21 protein-coding genes and 1 tRNA gene are annotated in these 22819 nt (G+C 67.6%); 10 read left to right on the forward strand and 12 right to left on the reverse strand.

Features of this window, described 5'->3' with window-relative positions; all coding sequences use genetic code 11:
• Positions 1 to 130 precede the first annotated feature (130 nt).
• Positions 131 to 1327 (forward strand): alanine racemase, encoded by a 1197-nt coding sequence (locus FVO59_RS08070; protein WP_182252191.1) that lies wholly within the window; start codon positions 131 to 133, stop codon positions 1325 to 1327.
• Between the two features lie 35 nt (positions 1328 to 1362).
• Here the strand turns inward: FVO59_RS08070 and FVO59_RS08075 are convergent, their stop codons facing one another.
• The 3 genes from FVO59_RS08075 to FVO59_RS08085 form a co-directional block, all read right to left on the reverse strand.
• The gene (locus tag FVO59_RS08075; RefSeq protein WP_182252192.1) at positions 1363 to 2799 is read right to left on the reverse strand and encodes a serine hydrolase domain-containing protein; all 1437 of its coding nucleotides are present in this window, start codon (positions 2797 to 2799) and stop codon (positions 1363 to 1365) included.
• A 168-nt stretch (positions 2800 to 2967) separates the two neighbouring features.
• Positions 2968 to 3597 carry a MurR/RpiR family transcriptional regulator gene (locus tag FVO59_RS08080; RefSeq protein ID WP_220465652.1) on the reverse strand — a complete coding sequence of 210 codons (630 nt, stop codon included), beginning with the start codon at positions 3595 to 3597 and terminating at the stop codon, positions 2968 to 2970.
• Between the two features lie 47 nt (positions 3598 to 3644).
• Positions 3645 to 4028 (reverse strand): RidA family protein, encoded by a 384-nt coding sequence (locus FVO59_RS08085; RefSeq protein WP_182252194.1) that lies wholly within the window; start codon positions 4026 to 4028, stop codon positions 3645 to 3647.
• 287 nt (positions 4029 to 4315) lie between these two features.
• On the opposite strand from FVO59_RS08085, the gene FVO59_RS08090 reads away from it, so the two are divergent.
• Positions 4316 to 5359, forward strand: a complete 1044-nt coding sequence (locus FVO59_RS08090) for a GDSL-type esterase/lipase family protein (RefSeq protein WP_220465653.1) — start codon at positions 4316 to 4318, stop codon at positions 5357 to 5359.
• Between the two features lie 16 nt (positions 5360 to 5375).
• On the opposite strand, the gene FVO59_RS08095 is transcribed toward FVO59_RS08090, so the two are convergent.
• The 8 genes from FVO59_RS08095 to FVO59_RS08130 all read right to left on the reverse strand — a co-directional run bounded on the left by FVO59_RS08095 (position 5376) and on the right by FVO59_RS08130 (position 15033).
• Positions 5376 to 6329, reverse strand: coding sequence for an ornithine cyclodeaminase family protein (locus FVO59_RS08095; RefSeq protein ID WP_182252196.1), 954 nt, complete (start codon positions 6327 to 6329; stop codon positions 5376 to 5378).
• 80 nt (positions 6330 to 6409) lie between these two features.
• Positions 6410 to 8080, reverse strand: a complete 1671-nt coding sequence (locus FVO59_RS08100; protein ID WP_182252197.1) for a dipeptide ABC transporter ATP-binding protein — start codon at positions 8078 to 8080, stop codon at positions 6410 to 6412.
• Positions 8077 to 9267: a serine hydrolase domain-containing protein gene (locus tag FVO59_RS08105; RefSeq protein WP_182252198.1), complete on the reverse strand. Its 1191-nt coding sequence runs from the start codon at positions 9265 to 9267 to the stop codon at positions 8077 to 8079. The genes FVO59_RS08100 and FVO59_RS08105 overlap by 4 nt, the downstream gene beginning before the upstream one ends.
• Entirely contained in the window at positions 9264 to 10502 is a 1239-nt protein-coding gene (locus tag FVO59_RS08110) for an anhydro-N-acetylmuramic acid kinase (protein WP_259363090.1), read from the reverse strand. The genes FVO59_RS08105 and FVO59_RS08110 overlap by 4 nt, the downstream gene beginning before the upstream one ends.
• Positions 10503 to 11507, reverse strand: coding sequence for an N-acetylmuramic acid 6-phosphate etherase (gene murQ / locus FVO59_RS08115; protein WP_182252200.1), 1005 nt, complete (start codon positions 11505 to 11507; stop codon positions 10503 to 10505).
• A complete protein-coding gene (locus FVO59_RS08120; protein WP_259363091.1) occupies positions 11507 to 12400 on the reverse strand; it encodes an ABC transporter permease in 894 nt (297 codons plus the stop codon). The genes murQ and FVO59_RS08120 overlap by 1 nt, the downstream gene beginning before the upstream one ends.
• Positions 12397 to 13374, reverse strand: coding sequence for an ABC transporter permease (locus FVO59_RS08125; protein ID WP_182252201.1), 978 nt, complete (start codon positions 13372 to 13374; stop codon positions 12397 to 12399). The genes FVO59_RS08120 and FVO59_RS08125 overlap by 4 nt, the downstream gene beginning before the upstream one ends.
• Before the next feature lie 96 nt (positions 13375 to 13470).
• Entirely contained in the window at positions 13471 to 15033 is a 1563-nt protein-coding gene (locus FVO59_RS08130) for an ABC transporter substrate-binding protein (RefSeq protein ID WP_182252202.1), read from the reverse strand.
• Between the two features lie 265 nt (positions 15034 to 15298).
• Between FVO59_RS08130 and FVO59_RS08135 the strand changes: the two genes are divergently transcribed.
• The 8 genes from FVO59_RS08135 to FVO59_RS08170 all read left to right on the forward strand — a co-directional run bounded on the left by FVO59_RS08135 (position 15299) and on the right by FVO59_RS08170 (position 20522).
• Positions 15299 to 16180 (forward strand): MurR/RpiR family transcriptional regulator, encoded by an 882-nt coding sequence (locus FVO59_RS08135; RefSeq protein WP_182252203.1) that lies wholly within the window; start codon positions 15299 to 15301, stop codon positions 16178 to 16180.
• Between the two features lie 86 nt (positions 16181 to 16266).
• A complete protein-coding gene (locus FVO59_RS08140; RefSeq protein ID WP_182252204.1) occupies positions 16267 to 16857 on the forward strand; it encodes a hypothetical protein in 591 nt (196 codons plus the stop codon).
• 71 nt (positions 16858 to 16928) lie between these two features.
• Complete coding sequence (locus tag FVO59_RS08145) at positions 16929 to 17141, forward strand: multidrug transporter (protein ID WP_259363092.1); 213 nt, start codon at positions 16929 to 16931, stop codon at positions 17139 to 17141.
• 71 nt (positions 17142 to 17212) lie between these two features.
• Positions 17213 to 18832, forward strand: a complete 1620-nt coding sequence (locus tag FVO59_RS08150) for a sodium-dependent transporter (RefSeq protein WP_182252205.1) — start codon at positions 17213 to 17215, stop codon at positions 18830 to 18832.
• Positions 18829 to 18963: a methionine/alanine import family NSS transporter small subunit gene (locus FVO59_RS08155; protein WP_182252206.1), complete on the forward strand. Its 135-nt coding sequence runs from the start codon at positions 18829 to 18831 to the stop codon at positions 18961 to 18963. The genes FVO59_RS08150 and FVO59_RS08155 overlap by 4 nt, the downstream gene beginning before the upstream one ends.
• A gap of 66 nt (positions 18964 to 19029) precedes the next feature.
• Positions 19030 to 19689, forward strand: coding sequence for a GntR family transcriptional regulator (locus FVO59_RS08160; RefSeq protein WP_259363093.1), 660 nt, complete (start codon positions 19030 to 19032; stop codon positions 19687 to 19689).
• Positions 19690 to 19743: 54 nt separating this feature from the next.
• Complete coding sequence (locus FVO59_RS08165) at positions 19744 to 20376, forward strand: asparagine synthase (RefSeq protein WP_259363094.1); 633 nt, start codon at positions 19744 to 19746, stop codon at positions 20374 to 20376.
• A 73-nt stretch (positions 20377 to 20449) separates the two neighbouring features.
• Positions 20450 to 20522 (forward strand) — tRNA-Arg (locus tag FVO59_RS08170).
• A gap of 104 nt (positions 20523 to 20626) precedes the next feature.
• Here the strand turns inward: FVO59_RS08170 and FVO59_RS08175 are convergent.
• Positions 20627 to 22708 carry an FdhF/YdeP family oxidoreductase gene (locus FVO59_RS08175; RefSeq protein ID WP_259363095.1) on the reverse strand — a complete coding sequence of 694 codons (2082 nt, stop codon included), beginning with the start codon at positions 22706 to 22708 and terminating at the stop codon, positions 20627 to 20629.
• Positions 22709 to 22819: the final 111 nt, after the last annotated feature.

Below are 22819 nucleotides of genomic sequence, written 5' to 3' on the forward strand. Positions count from 1 at the left end.
TTAGGTTGCAAAAACTCTATCGCACGCGGATTGAAATGCATTGTTTGCAGCCTATCTCGAAGCGATCGCGCTAATATAAGTGACGTAAGATCGCTCCATGCGATGGAGACGACTTCATCGAGGGAGACCGATGAGTGATCCGAATCATGCCACACAGAATGTGTTCGACGGCACCGTGCAGTTCCCGGTGCTCATCCTCAGACAGGATGCGCTGACCAACAATCTCGCGGAGATGCGAGGCTTCTGCGCCGACAACGACGTCACGCTCGCACCGCACTGCAAGACGCACCTCAGTCCGGAGCTGTGGCGCATGCAGCAGGAGTGGGGCGCGGAGATCGCGACGGTCGCGACGGTCGCCCAGGCCGCGGCGCTCTTCGAGCACGGTGTGCGCCGCATCCTCATCGCGAACGAGGTGGTCGACCGTGCGGGGCTGCGGGCGATGAGCGACATGCGGCGCGAAGACCCTGGTTTCCAGATCAGCATGCTCGTGGACTCGATCGAGGCGGTCACTCTCATCGAGCGGATCCTCGAGGAGGTCGCCGCTGATCTTCCTCCGCTGCCTGTGCTGGTGGAACTCGGCGCTCGCGGCCTTCGCTCCGGCGCGAGGACGCTGGAGGAGGTGATCGAGGTGGCGACAGCGGCATCCGCGACGCGCGTTCTCGATCTCGTCGGCGTGGAGGGCTACGAGGGCGTCTTCGGAAAGCTGTCGGGGGCGGAACGCGACCGTGCCATCGACGCCTATCTCGACTCCGGTGTGGTCGCGGTCAGAGAACTGATCGACCGCGGGCTGGTCGAGGCTCCCGCGATCGCCACCTTCGGAGGCTCGCGCTTCTATCCGGCGGTCGTGGAACGCGTGCGCGGCGCGCTGTCACCCTCGGAGGCGACCGTCATCCTCCGCAGCGGCTGCTACCTGACACACGACCACGGAACCTACGCCGCGTCTCACGCGGACGTGCCTTCGCGGGTGGGAAAGCCGCGGCTGTCTCCCGGGATGGAGGTCTGGGGGGTCGTGCTGTCCCTGCCTGAGCCGGGTCTCGCCATCGCCGGCGTCGGCAAGCGCGACGTCTCATACGACGAGGGGATGCCCGTGCCGCTGGCCATCCGCAGAGACGATGTCGTCAGTGAGCTGACGGGGGTGAGCGTCACCCGCCTCAATGATCAGCATGCGTTCATCCGCGTGAGCCCGGATTCCGTCCCTCTGAGGATCGGCGATCTCATCGCGTTCGGCATCTCGCATCCGTGCACCACCTTCGACAAGTGGCGCACCGCGTACATCGTCGACGAGGACTACAGCGTGGAGAGCGTCGCGCACACCCTTTTCCACTGACGTCTCGCTCGGCTCCGGCGAGCGGAGCCGAGCCGTCACACCGCCGTGACGATGAAGGTCTGGATGGCGGCCGGAGTGGTCGGGGCGAGGCGGATCTCGCAGCGAAGGCGTCCGGTCCTCCCGGGGATGTGCCACACCAGATGGGCGGGGGAGTCGCCCCGTGCCTCGGAGGCGTCGCCGGAGCGCCCTGGTCCCAGCCCGCCCACGCTCTGGATCGCAGCGGCGATGGTCGCCACACGCTCGTCATAGGGGATGTCCGGTGCCACATTGTCCGCGAAGATCCTGTCAGCGAGGCCGTCGTCCCAGCGCAGCACGAGAGCCTCGGCCGCTTCCCGCAGTGCGAGGGTCTCAGGCCAGGGCGTCGATCCGACGACGCGGCGGTCGAGGTGCCGGACGGCGAGATCGAGCGCCTCGGTGACGGGTGCCTTCGCCCCGGAGTAGGTCGCATTCTCGAAGCCCACGACTCCGATCTGCGCATCGTTGTTCCACCGCATGTGCGTGCTGAACCCCGGGTAGCCTCCGGAGTGGTTGGCCAGAGTGCCCCAGACGGGATCCCTCTCGACGAAGAGCCCGAATCCGTAGCCCTGCTCGCCGGGGGATGCGACGGTCGCGTCCGGATCCGCCGCGATCGCACGGTGTATCTGCTGCATCTCCCGTCTGCTGGCCGGCGAGAGCGGCCCGGGCAGCGCGGAGGCCGGCGAGAACGCCGAGGCGAGCCAAGTGGCCCAGCGGGCGAGGTCGTGGGGAGTGGAGAACAGACCGCCCATGGGGGAGAAGACGCCCGATTCGGAGAATGGCAGCTCCACCCACCGGTCTCCGCTGCGTCGGTAGCCGAGTGCCAGCTCGCCGTCGACGTCCTTGGCGCGGAACCTCGTGTGCTCGAGCCCGAGGGGCTGGAGCAGTTCCTCCGTGACGAGATCGATGTACGGTCGTCGGGTGACCGATTCGACCACCTGGCCGAGCAGGGCGTAGCCGAGGTTCGAATACTCGAAAGCGGTACCGGGGATCGAGACGGCGGGAACACCGGCCTGGAGGAGCGCGCCCAGTTCCGCCCGTGTCATGGACTCCTGCCGGTCGCCCCACGGGTCGTCGGTGGGGAGTCCGCCGGACATCGTCATGAGCATCCGGACCGTCGGCGTGACCGGATCGGATGCCGGCGTGGACGGCGTGTATTCGGGGACGAACGCCGTGATCGGCGAGTCCAGATCGAGGAGTCCGCGGTCGCGCAGCAGGAGGAGGGTCGCGCACGTGAAGCTCTTGGTGCAGGATGCGATGCGGAACGCTGTTCCCCCCTGGGGTGCGGAGCCGCCCAGCCGGTGGTGACCGAACCCTCCCTCGAACTCGATGCCCTCTGCGCTGAAGAGGGCGAAGAAGCTGCCGGGCGTGTGCCCCTCGTCGACCCTGCGCCGGAAGATGTCGAAGATCTCCTGCACCGGTGCCGCCGGGTCCTCGGTGAACTGCTTCGTTGTCATGAGAAACCCTCCGTGCGGACTCGGCGCACCTCAGCCTCCGTGAGGATCTGCCACGTATACATCCCATGATATCCGCGGAGGAGCGCAAATTTGGCACTCGGCTGCGAGTATTTCAAACGTATGTTTAGCGGCGCGTCGCGCGTGTCGCGAGAGGTGGGCGCCCCGTCCTCAGTCCTGCAGGTAGATGCCCAGCTCGTTGCTGATGCGGTCGCGCTCCGCCAGTCGGCGCTTGGCGCCCTTCGCGCTCGCCGTGGACAGCGTGGCGACGAGGTGGATGATGGCCGCGATGGCGGTCGGCGAATCCGCGTAGGAGACGCTGTCCGTGGGGACGACGATCGACGACGCCGCCACCGCGGTGATGGGGGAGTCCTCCGCGTCGGTGATGGCGACGACGGTTCCACCCGCCGCGACGAACTGCTCGGCCAGCTCGATGGTGTCGCGCCGGTAGCGACGGAACGAGAACACCACGAGCACGTCCGTCGGCTTCGTCTCCCGCAGGACCTCGACGGAGCGGATGATGTTGTTGTCGACCAGGAAGACCTCGGCCAGTCCACCGGAGAGGTCGCGCGCGAGAAGCGTCGCGTAGGCGAAGGACTTGCCCGTCCCCGCCACGAAGCGACGACGTGCCGCGACGACGATACCGGCGAGGGCGATCGCGGAGTTGTCCTCCAGCACTCGATCGAGCGCGACGGAGAGAGTCTCCTTCTCCTTGTCGACCACGCGCTGCTGCAGCACGCTGGAGAGCGAGCGCTGCTGGAGTCTGGCCCGGTATCGCTCACCGGCCGAGCTGAGGCTCATGTGCTCCTGGTGGCTGCCGGAGGGAGGCGTGGGGGCGGCCATGGGGATCAGCGCGCCGGGAGGGCCGCGACCACGTCGATCTCGACGAGGACGTTGTTGAGCTCGGAGCCGACGGTGGTCCGCACCGGGTAGGGGGCCGCGAACGCCTCGGCGTAGACGGCATTGAACTCGGCGGCATCGCGCTTGGGATTCTGCAGGTGCACCGTGCACTTGATCACGTCATCCAGCTCCGCGCCCGCGTGCCGAAGGATCTCCCGGATGTTGTGCAGCACGAGTCGCGTCTGCTCGCCTACGGTCTCCGGGACCTCCCCGGACGCCGCGTCACGCGGAAGCACTCCGGCGGTGAAGACGAACCCGTTGCTCACGATGGCCTGACTGTACGGTCCGGCCGGCGCCGGTGCGCTGGGGGCAAGTAGGGCTTCTCTGCTCATCGTTCTCCTCTTTCGGCTCGTGAGAAGCGTAGCCGTCGTGGGCGGCTGATAGCCTCTTTCCGTTCCCACATGGTCAGTGTGCTCGTCCGCGAAGGCGGATCGACCACCACTCACTGCTCAGCGCCGATTCAGTAGGGCTCACCATGCCAACGCACGCTCTGTCCGCAGTTCCGCTCGACGTCGTGGAAGGATCAGTGCGCGGCGCCCTCGAGATCGAGCGTACCCCGGAGGGAATCGCGCCCCGGAGGCTGCCCAGCTGGACGCGCGCACAGTACGGTTCCCCGGTCATGGAGTGGGTTGCGAACCAGACGACCGGGGTGCACCTGGACTTCGTGACGTCCGCTGATGCGATCCAGTTCGACGTCATGATCACTCGCAATCTCTCGGTGGGGATCGACAGCTCGGAGAGGCGTTCCACCTTCGTCGCGGTGGTCGACGGCGTGGAGACCGATCGAGTCGCGCTCGATGAAGGGCATCGGCTGTGGGTGCGCGAAGACAAGAGCCACACGGAGGAGCCGGGAGCGGCCTCGCGCTTCTCGCTTCGGCTCGGTCCATCCGCAGGTTCCGAGCGTCGAGTGGTGATCTGGCTGCCGCACAACAGCTGGGTCGAGATCCGAGGGATGCGCGCGTCGGCTCCGCTGCTGCCCGCCCCTTCGCGCGGCGAGCTCACCTGGTTGCATCACGGCAGCTCGATCAGTCACGGCACGAACGCCGCCGGGCCCCAGGAGACCTGGCCGGCGATCGCAGCTGCAGGACTCGGGGTGGACGTCATCAACCTCGGGTTCAACGGCCAGGCGCTTCTCGACCCGTTCACCGCCCGGAGCATCCGCGACACCGCCGCCGACGTCATCACGCTCAAGATCGGGATCAACCTCGTGAACGGCGATTCGATGAGGGCGAGGACATTGATCCCCGCCATCCACGGCTTCCTCGACACGATCCGCGAGGGGCATCCGCACACGCCGATCGTGTTCATCTCGCCGATCGCCTGCCCCATCCACGAGGACATCCCCGGCCCCACCGTCGTGATCGAGGAGGGGACGACGGAGCTGTGCTTCGGCACGCCGAGGGCACTCGACGAGAACGATGGGGTGCTGACGCTGCGGAGGATCCGGGCGCTCGCGGAGCGAGCGATCGGCCAGAGAGCCACGTCCGACTCCCGACTGTTCTACATGGACGGACGCGATCTCTTCACCGAGCACGACGCGCACCTTCTGTATGACAACCTGCATCCGGACGGCGACGGCTACCGGCTCATGGGGGAGCGGTTCGCCGCACTCGCACGAACCACGGGTTCGGCGCTGGCCGCGGCCTTCGAGATCGCCTCGTGATCAGCGGGCCGAAGGCCTAGACGGCGCCGGCGCCATCCCGGGGTCGCACGGCTCGGAAGAGCTCTGCGGCGACCACGAGATCCTCCCAGGCCATTCCGGTGCTCTTGAAGACGCGCGGTCTGCGGGGGTCGACTTCGCGCACGCCCAGGACGATATCGCGCAGAGGGACGATCGACGCCGGATCCACGTCCCCCGCGGACACCGGGATCATCACGTCCCCGGCCTCGCGCAACGCCGTGGCGATGTCTTCGACGACGACCTGAGCGCGACTCAGGAGAGCAGAATCCAGTTCCCGGGCGGCCGGCTCATGCGAGCCGACGGCGATGGTGCACGAGTCCGAGGGCACCAGCTCTCCGTCGAAGAGCGGATCGCGTGCCGTCGTGGCACAGACGATGAGCTGGGCGTCGCGGACATCGCTGCTCGTCCCGGTTCCCGCCTCGGTTCCTTCCGCACGCAGCTTCGCCGCGAAGCTCGAGGCACGCTCCGCGTTCCTCGCCACGATCGTCACGCGCCCGATCGATCGGACGGCCTTCATCGCGGCGACATGGCCGTCGGCTTGCGGACCGGACCCGAAAACGACCATGTGCTCCACCTCGGCGGGGGCGAGCAGATCCGCTGCGGCGGCGGAGACGGCAGGGGTGCGCAGGGTCGTCAACGCGGCACCGTCGATGAGCGCGCTCGGCGTCAGGGTCTCCGCGTCCATCAGCAGATAGACGCCCTGGATGCGCTCTCTGCCCCTCTCCGGGTTCGCCGGCGCGACGCTCGCGACCTTGACGCCGAAGAACTCGGCGGAGTCGCTCGGCATGATCAGCACCTGGCCGTGCGACACGGGGAGAACGCTGCGTTCGAAGTCGTCTGCCGGATCCGCTCCCCCTCGGAGGTGGCGCTGGATGGCGCGGACCGCGTCGAGCACGGTGACCCGCTCGAAGACCTCAGAGGCCGGGATCCAGAGCATGTCGGAAGCAGTCATGTGGGTGAACTCCCTCCGGAGAGCCGATCTCCCTTGATGAGGAGCCTGTTCTTCTTCGATCCTGTCATGCCGATGCCGTCCTAGCGGCCCGCGAGCGAGTATCCGGGGATCGCCGCGATGAGCTGACGCGTGTATGTCTCCTGCGGTGCGTCGAAGATCGCATCCGGTTCGCCGCTCTCGACGACCTTCCCCGCCTGCATGACGTAGACGTAGTGCGAGACCAGCCGGACGACCGCGAGGTCGTGGCTGATGAACAGATAGGAGAGCCCGCGCTCGCGCTGCAGCGACACCATGAGGTCGAGGATCTGCTCCTGGACCAGCACATCCAGCGCGCTCACGGCCTCGTCCATGACGACGAGCTCAGGGTCGAGAGCAAGGGCACGGGCGATCGCGATGCGCTGCCGCTGCCCGCCGGAGAGCTCGTGGGGGAAGCGGTCGACATACGAGCGCGGGAGCGCGACCTGATCCAGCAGCTCGACGACGGCCTTCTTCCGACTCGCCGCATTGCCGATCCGGTGGACGCGCAGCGGTTCGTCGATCACCTGCTCGATCGTGTACCGCGGATCGAGCGAGGCGTACGGATTCTGGAACACCGGCTGCACGGACCGCCGGAACTCGAGCAGGCGCCTGCGCGAGAACGTCGAGATCTCCTCGCCGCGGAAGCGGACGGATCCGCTGTCCGCGTCTTCGAGCTTCAGCGCGAGGCGCGCCGTCGTCGACTTGCCTGAGCCGGATTCGCCGACGATCGCGACCGTCTGACCTTTCGGGACGGTCAGGCTCACACCGTCGAGCGCGAGGAACGGCTCGGACCTCCCGCGGATCCGGTACTTCTTGACCGCGTCGGTCACCTGGATCAGTGGTTCGCTCGCACCTTCCGCTCCTCCGCCCGCACCGTCGTCGCTCTCCTGGAGCACAGGCGCGACCTTCGCGCTCGCCATGCCGGGGGCGGCGGCGAGCAGTCGCTTGGTGTACTCGTGCTGCGGGTTGGCGACGAGCTCGGAGGCGAGTCCTGTCTCCACGATCTCCCCGCGGAACATGACCGCGACCCGATCGGCACGCTCTGCCGCGAGCGCGAGATCATGCGTGATCAACAGCACCGCGGTACCCATCTCGGTCGCGAGTGCGCCCATCTGGTCGAGCACGAGCCGCTGTACGGTGACGTCGAGGGCAGACGTCGGCTCATCGGCGAGCAGCAGCTCAGGGCGGCATGCGAGCGCCGTCGCGATGAGGACGCGCTGGCGCATGCCACCGGAGAACTCGTGGGGGTACTGGCCGAATCGGCTGGTCGCATCGGAGATGCCCGCGTGCTCGAGGAGGGCGATCGTCTCCTGCTTCGCCGCGTCGCCCTTGGCGCGACCATGCACTTCCAGCGCCTCGACGATCTGCTTGCCGATCTTCATCGCCGGATTCAGGTTCGTCATCGGGTCCTGCGGCACGAGACCGATGCGGTTCCCGCGGATGCCGGCCATCGCCTTCTCGCCCATCGCGGTGATGTCGAGTTCTTTCAGGGTGATGGAGCCCGCGACGATCCTCCCGTTGTCGGCCAGGAGGCGGTTGACGCAGGCCGCGAGCGTCGACTTGCCTGAGCCGGACTCGCCGACCACGGCGACGGTCTCCCCGGCGGCGACGTCGAGGTCCACGTTGCGGATCGCCTCGATCTCGCCCCGCGAGGTCGAGAACGCGACGGTCAGGCCGCGGATGGTCAGTACAGGGTTCGAGGCGGGCGCCGAGTCGAGGCCGGCAGTGCTCATCTCGTCGTGCCCCTTTCCGCCGCCTCGCCCGCCGGAGGATTGGGCGCCTCGGCGAGCGCGTCGACGGCCGCGTCGAACAGCACGTCGTAGATCGGATCGTTCCCGACGACGACGGGAAGCTCAGGGGTGTCATCGCCGGCGACCGGGAGTCCTCCGACGGTGCCGTACAACCGCATCGCCGCACCGGCGACGACGATCTCGCGATCGAGCCCGAACGCGAACCAGGTTCCGGTGAATCCGGTGTGACCGAGCAGAGTGATCTGCTGCCCGGCCACGGGAAGGGTGTACCGGCGGAAGCCGATGGCCTGGCTCGGTTCGATCGTGCTCGGCGCGCTGAACTCGCGCAGCACCGCTTCCGATACGAACTCGCCGCCCCGCAGTGCCGACCCCAGCGTGATCAGGTCGTCGATGGTGGAGAACAGACCCGCATGCCCGGACACTCCGCCCAGGGCGTGGGCGGCGTTTCCGTCATTCACCTCACCGCGGACAGGGTGGTCCCGCCAGCCGTCGAAGCTCTCGGCCGCGAACGGCACGGGGTAGGGGCGGCCGGAGCGGATCATCACGTACTCGTAGGCGTCGCTGTCGGCTGCGGCTGCCGCCGACTCGGGTGGGACCGGACCGTAGCGGCTGCGGAGGCCGAGCGGATCGGCGACGAGCGTGCGATAGGCATCCTGCAGCGGCGAACCCGTCACCCGCTCGATGACCGCACCGGCGAGGATGAGGCCGAGATCGGAATAGCTGCGGGCGGTGCCGGGCGATGTGGCGAGCGGGAGCTCCTGCACGTGCGCGATGGCGCCGTCGCGATCGCGGGTCTCCATGTAGAGCGGCCACCACGGAGGGAGTCCAGCGGTGTGGGTGAGGAGATCCGCGAGCGTGACGCGGTCCTTCTCCCCGCCGGCGAACCCCGGCAGGAAGGCGCCGACGCGGTCGGAGAGACGAAGGGCGCCGTCGTCGACGAGACGCATGATGATCGTCGTCGTCGAGGCGACCTTGGTGATCGAGGCGACATCGATGAGGTGTTCGCGTGACAGGGGCACCTCGACGGTGCCGGATCCCTGGAGCGCGGCGCGGCCGGCCGTCGCCACCTCGGTGCCCCGGCCCGTGCGGATGCCCACGATGGCGCTCGCCGGATGCGTTCCGGCGTCGCCGAGCTCGAGGAGACGATCCGCAGCGCTCTGAACCGTCATGCTGTTCTCCTGTCGATCGTCTCGAAACTCAGGTCGGGCATGCTCGTGAGCCCCTCTCCCCGCGGGATGGTCCCGCTGGGGCCCGGCTCGATCCGGCCGAGCACGCGCTCGCCGGCGGCCCCCGTGCAGCTCGGCACGTTGCCGGGCAGCCCGTGAGCCGTGGCCCAGCCGATGAGAGCGAAGGCGACCGCTTCCTTGATGTCCGAGTCGACTCCGAGATCGCCCGTGGTGTTCATCCGGACACCCGGCAGCAGTTCGGCGATCCGACGCATCAGCACAGGGTTCCTCACACCTCCACCGGAGGAGACGAGCACGTCCACGTCGGCGGCCCGGATCGCATCGGAGACCGTGCGCGCCGTCAGCTCCGTGAGCGTGGCGACGAGGTCGACGAGCCGTGGCTCGGCTCGCCCGGAGTCGTCCGTTCCACGACGGGCGAGATGCTCACGTACATAGGAGAGGTGGAACAGCTCCTTGCCCGAGCTCTTCGGCGCCGGCAGCGCATAGTAGGGCTCGGCGAGCAGGCTCGCCAGCAGTTCGTCGTCGACGGTGCCGGCCGAGGCCAGGGCTCCGTCGACGTCGAAGGTATCCGTGGTCTCCGCCGAGTCCGTGACCACGGCGTCGATGAGCGCGTTCGCGGGGCCGATGTCCCAGGCGACCGGATCCTCGCCCTCGGAGATCACCGTCGCGTTCGAGATGCCCCCGAGATTCAGGGCGGCCGCACGCAGCCCTGAATCCACGAACGGACGCAGCAGGATGCGATCGAGGAGCGGCACCAGCGGTGCTCCCTGTCCGCCGGCGGCGAGGTCGGCTGAGCGGATGTCCGAGAGCACCGGCACCCCGCTCGCCTCGGCGATCCACGCAGGCTGCCCGATCTGCAGGGTGCCCCGGGCCGCCCCGCCCTCGACCCAGTGGAACACCGTCTGCCCGTGGGAGCAGATGAGGTCGACCGGGTCGTACCCTGCGTCTCCGTGTGCGGTGATGGCTGCGACGGCGGCACGGGCGAACTCCTGCCCGATCTCGGTGTCCAACTCGCAGACCGTGTCGAGGCCGACTCGGGAGGGAGGCAGCGCGGCGATGAGACGCTCGCGCAGCGCGGCCGGGTATGGCGTCGAGGCGCTGTGCTCGATCTGCGCACGCACGGCACCCGGGGCCGGCTCGTCTCCCGGGGTGAAGTTCACGATCGCGACGTCGATGCCGTCGTGGGATGTGCCTGAGATCATTCCGAGTACGCGCATCTAGCGGCGTTCCTTTCCTGAGAGGGCGGATGCGGTCGCGTCCGTGATCACCTTGCGCAGCATGCCACCTGAGGCTTCGAGCTCACGGCGCGCGGCGTCGACGCCCAGTCCGGTCGCGATGGTGGCGATCGCGAGCTTCGCATTCCAGTCGGCGACCTCGAGGGCCGTGCGAGCGACCGCGTTGTCCGCTCCGGTGGCGAGCATGACGATGCGGACGGCACGATGGACGAGCTTCGCGTTCGAGGCCTTCACATCGACCATGAGCGTCTTGTAGGTCTTGCCGAGGCCGATCATGGTGATCGTCGAGAACATGTTCAGCACCATCTTGGTCGCCGTCCCCGCGCCGAGACGGGTCGAGCCCGTCACGATCTCGGGGCCGACGTCCAGCTCGATCCCGAAGTCGACCATGCTCGAAATCGGCGCCTCCGTGTTGCACACCAGCCCCACGGTCAGCGCCCCGTGCGCCGTCGCGTGGCGCAGCGCCCCCACCACATACGGAGTCCGACCACTCGAGGCGATGCCGACGACCGTGTCGAGCGGCCCGGGGGCGAACTGCGCAAGATCCGCAGCGCCGCTCTCCTCGCTGTCCTCCGCCGCTTCGATCGAGCTGACGAGCGCGTTCGGTCCTCCTGCGATCAGGCCGATCACGACATCCCCGCTGGTGCCGAACGTGGGCGGCACCTCAGAGGCGTCCAGGACGCCGAGGCGTCCGCTCGTCCCCGCTCCGACATAGATGAGCCGGCCTCCGGCGCGCATCCGCGTGGACGTCGCCTCGATCGCGGCCGAGATGACCGGCGCGGCCTCGCGCACGCTCTCGGCGATCCGCGCATCCCTGTCGTTCATCATCGCGACCAGCTCCGACGCGCTGAGCGCGTCGAGCATCAGCTCATCGTCGAGCACTCGCTCGGTGGCGAGGCCCTCGAGTTCGGCATCCAGTGCGGTCTGCTCGTCGGTGAGCCCGATCGACGTGCGTCGTTCCTGCCCGCCCGTGGCGTGTCCGGTCATCAGCGGCCTCCGGTCTTCGGGTCGAGGGCCGTGCGCAGACTGTCGCCCATCAGGTTCAGGCCGATGACGGCGCATATGAGCGCCGCACCGGGAAAGAGCAGCATCCACGGCGCGATGCTCGACAGCGTCTGCGCTTCGTAGACCATCCCGCCCAACGAGGCCGCCGGCGGCGGGGTGCCGAATCCGAGGAAGCTCAGCGACGCCTCAGTGAGGATCGCCCACGACAGCGACAGGGTCACCTGCACCACGAGGACACCGCGCATGTTCGGGATCACGTGCTCCATGAGCGTCGAGAGCCGGCTGCGTCCGATCGCGGTCGACGCGACGACGTACTCGGCACTCCGCAGGCTCAGGACGGGCCCCCGTGCGACGCGGGCGAAGATCGGCATGTACACGATGGCGATGGCGATGGCGACGGTGAGCCAGCTCCGCTCCAGGCTCGCCGCGAGCGCCAGGGCCAGCAGCAGGGACGGGAACGCGAAGAGCACGTTGTTCACGATGCCGACGGCGCGGTCGACCAGGCCGAGATAGAAGCCTGCGATCACCCCGAGGAAGGTCCCCGCCACGAAGGCGAACGCGACTGAGACGATCGCGATGACGAGAGAGCTCGCGAGACCGGCGCAGATGCGTGAGAAGGTGTCGCGGCCGAACTGATCCGTGCCGAACCAGTGCTCGGAGCTCGGCGGCATCAGCGCCTGGGAGATGTTCTGCGCTGCCGGGTCGTGCGGGAGCAGTCCGATCGCCGAGAGCAGGGAGAGGACGACGACGATGGCCATCAGGACGATCGCGACGATGCCCGAGACCGATCGGAACGCGGTGCGCCACACACGCGAGCGACGACCCGCATCGATCGCGACCTCGGGCACGAGGTCCATTCCCGCTGCGGCGCTCATTGAACACGCACCTTCGGGTCGACGACGCGATAGAGCAGATCAGTGAGCAGATTAACCAGCACGAACATCGTCGCGATGATGAGGACCGTGCTCTGCACCACGGCGTACTCCTTCTGGTTCAGGCCGAGCAGGGTCTGTCGTCCGATGCCGGGGATGGCGAAGATCTGCTCGACGAGGAGCGCGCCGCCCAGCAGGAAGCCGAACTGCAGGCCGGTCATCGTCACGACGGGGATCAGCGCGTTGCGCAGCACATGCCGCACCTGCAGCCGCCTAGCGGGCACGCCTTTGGCTCGGGCAGTGCGGATGTAGTCCTCTGAGCGGATCTCCAGGATCGCTGTTCGGGTGGTCTGAAGCACGGGCGACGCGATGCTGATGCCGAGCACCAGAGAGGGCAGGAGCATCTGCTGCAGGTTCAGCAGCGGATCCTCGAAGAGCGTGGCGTAGCCGGCGCCGTTCGGGTACCAGCCCCACACATCGGCCACCCAGCTCCCCAGCACGGTGGCGAGCAGGAAGGTGGGGATCGAGAGGGCCAGGAGGCTGCCCGCCTGCGTGAGGTTGTCGGCGATCCCGCCGGGGCGGTTCGCGGCGTACATCCCGCCCGGGATGCCGATCGCGAGGCCGATGATGATCGAGATGATGGCCAGCTCGAACGTGTTCGGCAGGGCCTGGGCTGTCATCGCCGCGACCGTCTGGTGGGAGGTGGTGTTGATGCCGAGGTTTCCGGTGAGCACGCCGCCCAGCCACGTGAAGTACTGCACGACGAGTGGCTCGTCGATGCCGTAGTACGCCCGGAGCTGGGCGATCTGCTCGGGGGAGAGCGCGCCTGCCTCTGTGCCGTATGCGGCGGTGATCTGGTCGCCTGGCACGACGCGCAGGATGATGAACGTCAGGATCGACACCCCGATCAGGGTGAGGATCGCCTCGCCCAGGCGCCGGGTGACCGGATGACGGAGGGTGTGCATCAGTGCTGTCATGTGGGAGTCCGGTCCTCGAGCGGTCAGTCTTTCCCAGGGTGGGGAGAACAGGAAATGTGGTGGGGGACGGACACTCCGTCCCCCACCACACGTCGCCTACTTCGAGACGTTCGCCTTCCACAGACCGGCGAGGCTGGCGTCGATGCGTGCCTCGTAGTCGTTGACTCCGGTGTTCAGCACGATGAACTTCTTCGGGGTGAAGAGCCACGCCCACACCGCCTTGTCGACGAGGTATCCCGAGAGCTCCGTGTAGACGGCCTTGCGCTCGACCTTGTCGGTCGTGGCGATTCCCTCCGCGAACAGCGCGTCGAGTTCGGGCGAGCTGTACCCCGCGACGTTGTTGAAGCTCCCCGTCGAGGTGAAGTAGCGCGCGTATCCGGTGTGCGGGTCGGTGCCGCCGCCGTTCGCCGCGATCGCCGCGTCGAAGTCACCTTCGAGCCACCGGTCCACGTAGGCGCTCGAGTCGAGAGTCTCGACCTTCACCTTGATGCCGACCAGCGCGAGCTGAGCCTGCACGGTCTGGGCCTCGTCGACGGCCGTGGAGTACAGACCCTGTGAGGTGATGATGGTGAGATCGAAGCCGTCGGGGGTGCCCGCCTTCTTCAGATACTCCTTCGCCTTGTCGAGGTCCTGGTCGGGGCACGGCTGCGCGGTGACGTCCGAGCGGAACTCCGGCGCGGTGATCGGCCCGGTGACCTCTCCGGCGCCGAGCGCGGCGGAGTCGATCACCTCCTGGCGCGAGATGGCGCACTGGATCGCGAGACGCTTGTTCACATCGGCGAGGACCGGCGATGCGGCGCGCATCTGCAGCACGTGGTACTGCAGCGAGCCCACCTCCTCCGTCTTCGTGGCGTTCGACGCCGCGGTCTTCGCGGTGACCGGGTTGTCGAAGATCGCGACGTCGACCTGTTCGGTCTTCAGAGCGGAGACCATGGCCTGGCTCTCCGGGATGATGCGGAACTCGAGCTCGGCGACACCCGGCGTGCCGAGGAAGAAGTCGTCATTGCGCTCGAGGGTGATCGATTCGTTCGCGACGCGCTTCGCCCACTTGTAGGGGCCGGAGCCGATGGGCGTGGTCTGCAGCGTCTCGATGTCGACGTCGGACGGGACGATGCCGGTGTTCACCCCGTTGATACCGGAGAGGAATGAGGCATCCGGGTGCTTCAGCGTGATGACGACCGATGTCGGCGACGGTGCCTCGATCGACTCGACAGAGGCGAAGAACGAGGAGGAGCTCGCGGCCGATTCCGGATTCATGATGAGGTCGTACGTGTACTTCACATCTTCTGAATCGAGAGCGGAGCCGTCGCTGAACTTCAGCCCCTCCTTCAATGTGAAGGTGTAGGTCAGGTTGTCGTCCGAGATCTCCGGGAGATCGGCGAGATTGCCGATGATCACGCTGTCCTTGTCGGTGCTGAGCAACGGACTGTAGATCTGCGAGAGCACCTGGAACGACTGCTCGGACGTCGTCTTCCACGGCAGGGTCTGCGCCACGTCGGCCGTGATCCCGAAGACCATCCCCGCGTCTGGGTCTGCGGCACCGCCGTCTTCGTTCGGCTTGCCGGGTCCGCCGCCGGCGCACGCGGCGAGCAGCAGCGACGCTGTCATCAGCATCGCGCCGGCGGCTGCGGCTCTGTGTGTGGAGGGTGCGACCTTCATCTCAGTTCTCCCTTGAACAATCGGGTTCTCTCCGATGCTCGGCGACGCAGTGGCGCTACCGAAACGAGCGTGATAAAAATCTACATACGCGCGCTTCAGCATGTCAATAATTTTTCCACCGCCGGTCGACGATGTCTGTGGCCGGTCCGGACGGGCATCGCATTGACGAGGGCTACCGCCGGCGGACAGGATGTGCTCTGCTTCCTCTCTGCTCGAAGGAGAGCAGAGGACCGCGGCGCCGCCCACCAGGAACGTGAGGAATCCGATGGCCGAAGACATGTTGGCGAGGCTGCGCCAGGCGCTTCCGAGCCTGCGCCCGAGTGAGCGTCGGATCGCCGAGGCGACACTGGCGGATCCCGCAGCAGTCTCCTCGCTGCGCATCACGGAGCTCGCCGCGCATTGCGACACGTCGACGGCGACGGTCGCACGCTTCTGCCGGAGCATCGGCTTCGAGAAGTACAAGAGCTTCTGCCTCGCGCTCGCAGGCGCCGTCGCCGATGAGAACGGCCGCATGCGTCAGTTCGGTGTCTCCGAGGGTGACATCGACCCCGCCGACGCCACGAGTGAGGTGGTCCGCAAGCTCGCCTACCAGGAAGCCCGCGCTGTGCAGGAGACGGCAGAGATGCTCGATCTGGATGAAGTGGATCGAGTGGTCGATGCGATCATCGACGCGCCATTCATCGACGTCTACGGTTCCTCGTCGAGCGGCCTCGCTGCGCTGGATCTCGCCTACAAGCTCCGTAGGATCGGCTACTACACGAGCGCGTGGAGCGACGCGCACCTGGGGATGACAAGCGCAGCGGTGCTGCGACCGGGGTCTGTCGCGATCGCCTTCTCCCACTCCGGCGAAACCGAGGAGGCGCTCACCGCGCTCGAGATCGCGCGAAAGGCCGGAGCGTACACGGTGGCTGTCACGAACTTCCCCGGGTCGCCCCTCTCGCGCCTCGCCGATGCTGTCCTGGTGACGGCATCGCGGGAGACCCGTTTCCGCTACGGCGCGATGTCGAGCCGAATGGCGCAGCTGATGATCGTCGACGTGCTCTTCATCGGCGTCGCGCAACGCCGGCCCGATGCCGTCACCCAGGCGCTGGCCGCGACGCTCTCCGCGGTTGAAGGGCGTCGCAGGCCCTCGTCGGAGGCGGACTAGCTGCACGGAGCGCGACGGGACGAACTCTCGATGGTCGGATTCTTCGCGGAGTCGTCGGCTCGAGCGCGCGGCCTAGATTGGTGTCCGTGACCGAGATGGGTGCGCCCGATCCGCAGTCGGCGTACGACCGACGCATGGCGCGGCAGCGTCGATGGGAAGAGCGCCTGCGCCGGCTCGGACGGATCGTGTTCTACTTGATCGCACTCGCTCTCACTGTCGGCATCGCGGCCCTTCTCGTCGTTGCCGTCATCGATCTCAGGCAGCCGCGGATCTGGGGCACCTTCACCCAGACGGACTGCGAGCCGCGACCTCGCGGTGGCTGTCGTCCGGTCGGGACGTGGGTCAGCGACGATGGCGGCATCATCAAGGGTGACATCTACCTCGACGGCTGGACCGACGGTGCAGACATCACGCGCGCGAGCTATCAGCCCAACGCGATCATCAGTGATGAATCGAACAACGTCGTCCATGCCTCCGGGCTGACCGGCGCCGGGCCCTGGACGATGGGACTGCTTCTCATCGGCTGGGTAGGGTACGTGCTCTACCAGGCGGCCGCGTGGGGAGACATCCCGATGCTGTCCCGCCGCCGCCACAGGCGGGTGTCGTCCCCGGCTGAGCCGCTCACCCGAGGCTCGCTTCGACGCAATCGCCGCCGCTCTCGGGCACGACGCCTCTGAACGCTTATCACTCGGGTGCCCGCAGGGCCAGGCCCTCGCCCGTGACCTCAGCATCCGGGCATTCTGTCGTCATGGCCGACAGCACTCACGACCCAGACGGCATGACCCAGAAGCAGAAGCTCCGCGACCAGTTCCTCCGCGCAGAGCATTCGACCGAGGCCGACGCGGCGCCGCGCATCGAGGTGTCGGAACACGACGGCAACGTGCGGATCGACATCGCCGACACCGCGGCGGTCCGGCCTGGCCCCGGACCCGGCGTCGACGATCCCGAGAGTGACTCCTGAGGTCAGACCCGGCGAGTACCCGACCGGCGAGCCCGCAGGCGTCGTGTCGCGCCTCGGGTACCCTCATCCACATGGCGAACGCAACGACGCAGACCAGCAAGCGCGAGGCCTTCGGCTCCCGCAACGTCTTCATCCTGTCGGCGATCGGATCTGCCGTCGGGCTGGGCAACATCTGGCGCTTCCCGTACGTGGCGTACGAGGGCGGCGGCGGGGCGTTCCTGATCCCGTACCTCTGCGCTCTGCTGACCGCAGGCATCCCGCTCCTCTTCTTCGACTACGCGATCGGGCACCGCTTCCGCGGTTCGGCACCTCTCGCGTTCCGCCGCATGAGTCGGGCGGCCGAGCCCCTCGGATGGTGGCAGGTGCTCATCTGCGTCGTGATCGCCACCTACTACGCGGTGATCATCGCGTGGGCTGCGATGTACACCTGGTTCTCGGCGCAGATCACCTGGGGCAAGGGAAACGAGCAGGACTACTTCTTCTCCGACTTCCTGCAGATGGGGGATGTCAGCACCGGACTCTCGACCGAGTTCGTGCCGCAGGTCGGAGTCCCGCTGATCGGCGTCTGGCTGGTGGTCATCATCATCATGGCGCTGGGCGTCAAGCGGGGGATCGGCGCAGCGAACATGATCCTGATGCCGCTGCTCACCCTCATGTTCGCCACCCTCGTGGTGCAGTCGCTGTTCCTGCCCGGCGCGATGGACGGCCTGACGGCGTTCTTCACCCCGAACTGGGAGGCGCTCGCCGACCCTGGCGTCTGGGCATCCGCCTACGGCCACATCTTCTTCTCGCTCTCCGTCGCCTTCGGCATCATGGTGACCTACTCGTCGTACCTGAAGCGGAAGACGGATCTGACCGGGTCGGGCATGGTCGTCGCCTTCGCGAACTCGAGCTTCGAGATCCTCGCCGGCATCGGCGTGTTCGCCGCGCTCGGCTTCATGGCCGCGGCGCAGGGCGTCGAGGTCTCGGGCGTCGCCTCGTCGGGCATCGGACTGGCATTCATCGCCTTCCCGACGATCGTGTCGAATGCGGCCGGCGGTCCGATCATCGGCGTGCTGTTCTTCGGAGCGCTGGTGTTCGCCGGAGTGACCTCCCTCGTCTCGGTGCTCGAGGTCGTCGTCGCCGCCCTGCAGGACAAGCTGGGCTGGGGGCGTGTGCGCACGACTCTGGTCGTCTCGATCCCCGTGGCGTTGATCTCGGTCGCGTTCTTCTCGACCACGACCGCTCTCGCGGTGCTCGACACGACCGACGCATTCGTCAATGCCTTCGGCATCATGGCGGTGGCCCTTGTCGCCGTGGTGTTCGTCGCGTGGATCCTGCACAAGCTGCCGGTGCTGCGCGACCACCTCAACAAGCGCTCCAGCTTCAGGCTCGGGTGGATCTGGATGCTGCTGGTCGGCGCTCTCGCACCGGTCGTGCTCGGCTACCTGCTCTACAACGAGATCGTCGCGAAGGCCGAGGCGCCGTACGGCGACTACCCGGACTGGTTCCTCGCCATCTTCGGCTGGGGGATGGTGATCGCCCTCGTCGTGCTGGCGGTCCTGCTGACGCTGCTGCCGTGGAGCAGTCGCTCGCACGCCAAGCGGGATCCCGATTACGACGAGTTCCTCGTCGAGGAGAACTACGAACCGGATGCCGAGACCGGCAGCATCGCACTGCCGGGTGAGACTGCGAAGGGAGCACGCTCATGACCACGACCGCCATCATCATGATGATCGTCGCGATGGTCACCGTGTGGGGAGGCCTCGCCCTCGCCATCGTGAACCTCGCGCGTCACCCCGAGGTCGCCGAGGACGAGCCGGCTCCGCCCGTCGAGCTGTAGGCCCGGCGTCCTGCCCGATACACCGGAACTCTGGTCCTTCGGCCCCCGGGGTGGTTGAATCCGTTCATGTCGATGGATCGGATTGCGGGCCTCGAGTCCGAGCGCGTCGCCGACGCACTGCGCGACGACATCATGTCCGGACGTCGAGCGCCGGGTTCGCGGCTGATCGAGCGCGACATCGCCGCCGAGCTGCGGGTCTCGCGACTGCCCGTTCGCGAGGCCATCAAGGCCCTCGTGGCGGACGGGATCGTCGTGGCGCGGCCGCGCAGCTGGGCGACGGTGCGGGAGTTCTCGCCGCAGGACCTGCAGGACTTCGCCGAGGTTCGCGAGGCGATCGAGACCCTCGCGTTCGCGCTGGCGACCGAGCGCATCGACGAGGTGGGCATCGCCCTGCTCGAGTCGATCGTGACGCAGGAGACGGCGGCAGCCGCGATGGGCGACCGCGATTCCGCCCGCCAGGCGTCCGCCGCCTTCCACATGGCCGCCGTCCGGCTGTCTCAGAACACGATGCTCATCGAGCTCGCCGCGTCGCTGGTGACGCGTCTGCGGTGGCTGTTCGGGCAGCACGACGACGTCGCGGGGATGGCGGCGACGCATCGCACCATCCTGGACGCCATCCTCGCTCGCGATGTGGAGCTGGTGCGACGGCTGATCCCCGAGCACCTGGCGGAGGGGCGCGAGGCCGCGCACAGGCGGATGTTCGGCTTGTCGGTGACGGCGGACTGAATCCGCCCCGGCGGTGTCGGTGGGGTGCAGGTACGCTCGATGCGGGAGGTACTCGTGGGACGAACAGCGGATGCCATCGCCGAGGGTGTCGCGATCGCCACGGCGGCCGTTCGGCTGACCGTGAAGAACCAGATCCTCGTCGGCACGATCGCACAGGGCGGCACCTTCGAGATCGACCACTACATGGATGAGGCCCGCCTCGCGCTGCGCGCGATGGCGGATGAGTCCGAACAGGCGGCCGAGCACCTCGCCGCGCTGCGCAGGCGCGCCCGCGGTCGTCACTCCGACCCGCACGGCACTCACGACTACCGTGATCGCGACGTGCGCAACCTGCGTCGCCGTGCGAAGCAGTCGATCGGCGTGGCCAACCATCTGCGTGAGATGACCGACGACCCGGAGGCCCTGCGCGCGCTCGTGGAGGAGTCGAGGGCGGCGGCCTGGGCCGATGTGCGGGGCAACCTCGATCGCCGGCTGCGGGTCGAGGGGATGCGTGCCGACCAGGATCCCGAGTACGAGCAGATGCGGGAGGCGCGGATGCAGGCGCTCAAGCTCGTGGATCTGCAGGCACTGTCTTCTGAGCAGCGCGCCCGCCGAAAGCGCGAGAAGGCGGCCGAGCGAACGGCCGAGAAGGAGGCCGCGCGCGCGGACCGCGATGGCAGGCGCACCCCCTGGACACGCCGGGCGTGAGCGCGCTCCGGCCCGATTTCGCTTCTCGGCGGATCGTGTTGTAGGCTGTTCTTCGGCCCGCTGAGCGGGCCGTGCGCCCCTAGCTCAATGGATAGAGCATCTGACTACGGATCAGAAGGTTGGGGGTTCGAGTCCCTCGGGGCGCGCACTGTGTTGAGACAGTAGTGAAACCCCCGTCGCGGAAGCGGCGGGGGTTTCGCCTTTCCCGCAGGTTCGGCCGCAGCCCTGCGGAGAGGTGAGACACCTCGCGTCACGCGGTGCGTCGGGACGCCGGACTGACCCGCACGTGGATGCTCTTCATCAGCGGCTGATCGCTCTGCGAGCTGTAGTCGGCGCTGCCGAGCAGCACATTCATCTCGGGCATGTACCCCGCGGCGCTGCCCTTCGGGAGGTCGTAGGCGATCGCTCGATAGTCGCGCAGTTCGCGCAGCGAGCCGTCCTTCGATGTCGAGACGATGTCCACGAGGGCGCCCTGGGCGATGTCGCGCTCGCGCATGTCGTCGGCGTGCATGAAGATCAGCTCGCGAAGGTTCTTCACTCCGCGGTAGCGGTCGTTGCTGGTGTAGATCGTGGTGTTCCACTGATCGTGCGAGCGCATCGTCTGCAGCACGAGCATGTCGTCGGCGGCGGGGCGCACATCGTGCAGGGGAGCCGCGGAGAACTCGGCACGACCCGACGGCGTGAGGAAGTCGCGCTCGCGGGCAGGCTGCGGAATGCGGAAGCCCGTCGGGTTTCTGATCAGGGCGTTGAACCCATCGAATCCAGGGAGGACCTTCGCCATGACGTCGCGGATGCGGTCGTAGTCGTCGACGTACTGCTCCCACGGCGTCCGGCTCTCCGGCATGGTCGCGCGCGCCATCCGCGCGATGATGTCGGGTTCGGACAGGAGGTGCTCGGATGCCGGACGCTTCTTCCCGTACGACACATGAACCATGCTCATCGCATCCTCGACGGTCTGTCCCTGCGGGCCCGTCGCCTGGATATCCTCCTCCGTGCGGCCGAGACACGGCAGGATCAGCGCCTTCTGGCCGTGCACGAGGTGGCTTCGGTTGAGCTTGGTGCTCACCTGCACGGTGAGGCGGCACGAGCGCAGCGCCTCTGCCGTGTACGGGGTGTCGGGAGCGGCGAGCACGAAGTTGCCGCCGAGGCTGACGAAGACCTTCACGCGCCCCTCATGCATGGCCTCGATGCTGCCTACGGTGTCGAGCCCCGGTTCACGCGGAGAGGTGATGCCGCACACCGCATCGAGCCGATCGAGCAGAGCGGGCGGCGCATGGTGATTGATGCCGCAGGTGCGGTTGCCCTGCACGTTGCTGTGTCCGCGCACCGGCGCGGGGCCGGCCCCGGGGCGCCCGATGTTGCCTCGCAGCAGAAGGACGTTGGTGAACTCGCGGACCATGTCGACCGCATGCTCCTGCTGGCTGATGCCGAGACACCAGCTGATGATGGTCCTGTCCGCTTCGAGGTAGATGGCGCCTGCGGCCCGGATCTGCTGCTCGGTGAGGCCGGACTGCACGACCAGTTCATCCCACGACGTCGCCTCGACGAGTGCGCGGTACTCCGCCATGCCCTGGGTGTACTCCTCGAGGAACTCGGTCGCGAGCACCGACGGGTCGCTCTCCGCCGCCTCGAACACGACCTTCGCGATGCCCCGCATCAGCGCCATGTCGCCCCCTGGACGCACCTGCAGGTTCAGCGTGCCCGTGGCGTGCGTCTTGAAGAGGGCCATGTCGACGAAGTCGTGGGGCACGATGGTGCGCGTGGACGCCGCCTCGATCAGCGGGTTCACGTGAACGACCTGCGCGCCGTTCTTCACGGCATCCGACAGCGCGGTCAGCATCCGGGGCGCGTTCGACGCGGCGTTCACCCCGAGAAGGAAGAGCGCGTCCGTCTCCTCCCAGTCCTGCACGGTCGTCGTGCCCTTGCCGGTGCCGAGTGAGGCGGTGAGCGCTCGACCGGAGGCCTCGTGGCACATGTTCGAGCAGTCCGGCATGTTGTTCGTGCCGTACTCCCGGATCATCAGCTGGTAGAGGAAGGACGACTCGTTGCTCAGGCGCCCTGACGTGTAGAAGGTGGCCTCATCGGGGCTCGCCAGCGAGCGCAGCTCGTCCCCGATGAGCGCGAAGGCGTCATCCCAGCTGATCGGCGCGTACCGGTCGGTCTCGGGGTCGTAGACCATCGGCTCGGTGAGCCGGCCGGCGTTCTCGAGCTCGTAGTCCGTCCACTCGGCGAGCTCGCTCACCGTGTGCGTCGAGAAGAACCCGCTGCCGACTCGCTTGTGCGTCATCTCCCAGGTGACGTGCTTCATGCCGTTCTCGCAGATGTCGAGCATGAGTCCGTTCTGGTCGTCGGGCCACGCAACCCGGGCAGTCGTACCCCTTGATCGGGTGGTTCATCCGCAGCATCGCGAGCGCGCCGGAGACGGGTTCGCGCTCGCGGAGGA

It is taken from the genome of Microbacterium esteraromaticum (assembly GCF_014084045.1).
Classification (GTDB): Bacteria; Actinomycetota; Actinomycetes; order Actinomycetales; family Microbacteriaceae; genus Microbacterium; species Microbacterium esteraromaticum_D.

Bases quoted from the DNA above. Each gene is read 5' to 3' on its own strand.
- FVO59_RS08150 (WP_182252205.1), top strand. From the start codon at position 17,213: ATGGCGAACGCAACGACGCAGACCAGCAAGCGCGAGGCCTTCGGCTCC.
- FVO59_RS08175 (WP_259363095.1), bottom strand. From the start codon at position 22,708: ATGCTCGACATCTGCGAGAACGGCATGAAGCACGTCACCTGGGAGATG.
- FVO59_RS08085 (WP_182252194.1), bottom strand. From the start codon at position 4,028: ATGAGCAGAGAAGCCCTACTTGCCCCCAGCGCACCGGCGCCGGCCGGA.
- FVO59_RS08130 (WP_182252202.1), bottom strand. From the start codon at position 15,033: ATGAAGGTCGCACCCTCCACACACAGAGCCGCAGCCGCCGGCGCGATG.
- FVO59_RS08105 (WP_182252198.1), bottom strand. From the start codon at position 9,267: ATGACGGTTCAGAGCGCTGCGGATCGTCTCCTCGAGCTCGGCGACGCC.
- FVO59_RS08100 (WP_182252197.1), bottom strand. From the start codon at position 8,080: ATGAGCACTGCCGGCCTCGACTCGGCGCCCGCCTCGAACCCTGTACTG.
- FVO59_RS08135 (WP_182252203.1), top strand. From the start codon at position 15,299: ATGGCCGAAGACATGTTGGCGAGGCTGCGCCAGGCGCTTCCGAGCCTG.
- FVO59_RS08155 (WP_182252206.1), top strand. From the start codon at position 18,829: ATGACCACGACCGCCATCATCATGATGATCGTCGCGATGGTCACCGTG.
- FVO59_RS08145 (WP_259363092.1), top strand. From the start codon at position 16,929: ATGGCCGACAGCACTCACGACCCAGACGGCATGACCCAGAAGCAGAAG.
- FVO59_RS08160 (WP_259363093.1), top strand. From the start codon at position 19,030: ATGTCGATGGATCGGATTGCGGGCCTCGAGTCCGAGCGCGTCGCCGAC.
- FVO59_RS08110 (WP_259363090.1), bottom strand. From the start codon at position 10,502: ATGCGCGTACTCGGAATGATCTCAGGCACATCCCACGACGGCATCGAC.
- FVO59_RS08075 (WP_182252192.1), bottom strand. From the start codon at position 2,799: ATGACAACGAAGCAGTTCACCGAGGACCCGGCGGCACCGGTGCAGGAG.
- FVO59_RS08090 (WP_220465653.1), top strand. From the start codon at position 4,316: ATGGAGTGGGTTGCGAACCAGACGACCGGGGTGCACCTGGACTTCGTG.
- FVO59_RS08095 (WP_182252196.1), bottom strand. From the start codon at position 6,329: ATGACTGCTTCCGACATGCTCTGGATCCCGGCCTCTGAGGTCTTCGAG.
- FVO59_RS08125 (WP_182252201.1), bottom strand. From the start codon at position 13,374: ATGACAGCACTGATGCACACCCTCCGTCATCCGGTCACCCGGCGCCTG.
- FVO59_RS08070 (WP_182252191.1), top strand. From the start codon at position 131: ATGAGTGATCCGAATCATGCCACACAGAATGTGTTCGACGGCACCGTG.
- FVO59_RS08080 (WP_220465652.1), bottom strand. From the start codon at position 3,597: ATGAGCCTCAGCTCGGCCGGTGAGCGATACCGGGCCAGACTCCAGCAG.
- murQ (WP_182252200.1), bottom strand. From the start codon at position 11,507: ATGACCGGACACGCCACGGGCGGGCAGGAACGACGCACGTCGATCGGG.
- FVO59_RS08120 (WP_259363091.1), bottom strand. From the start codon at position 12,400: ATGAGCGCCGCAGCGGGAATGGACCTCGTGCCCGAGGTCGCGATCGAT.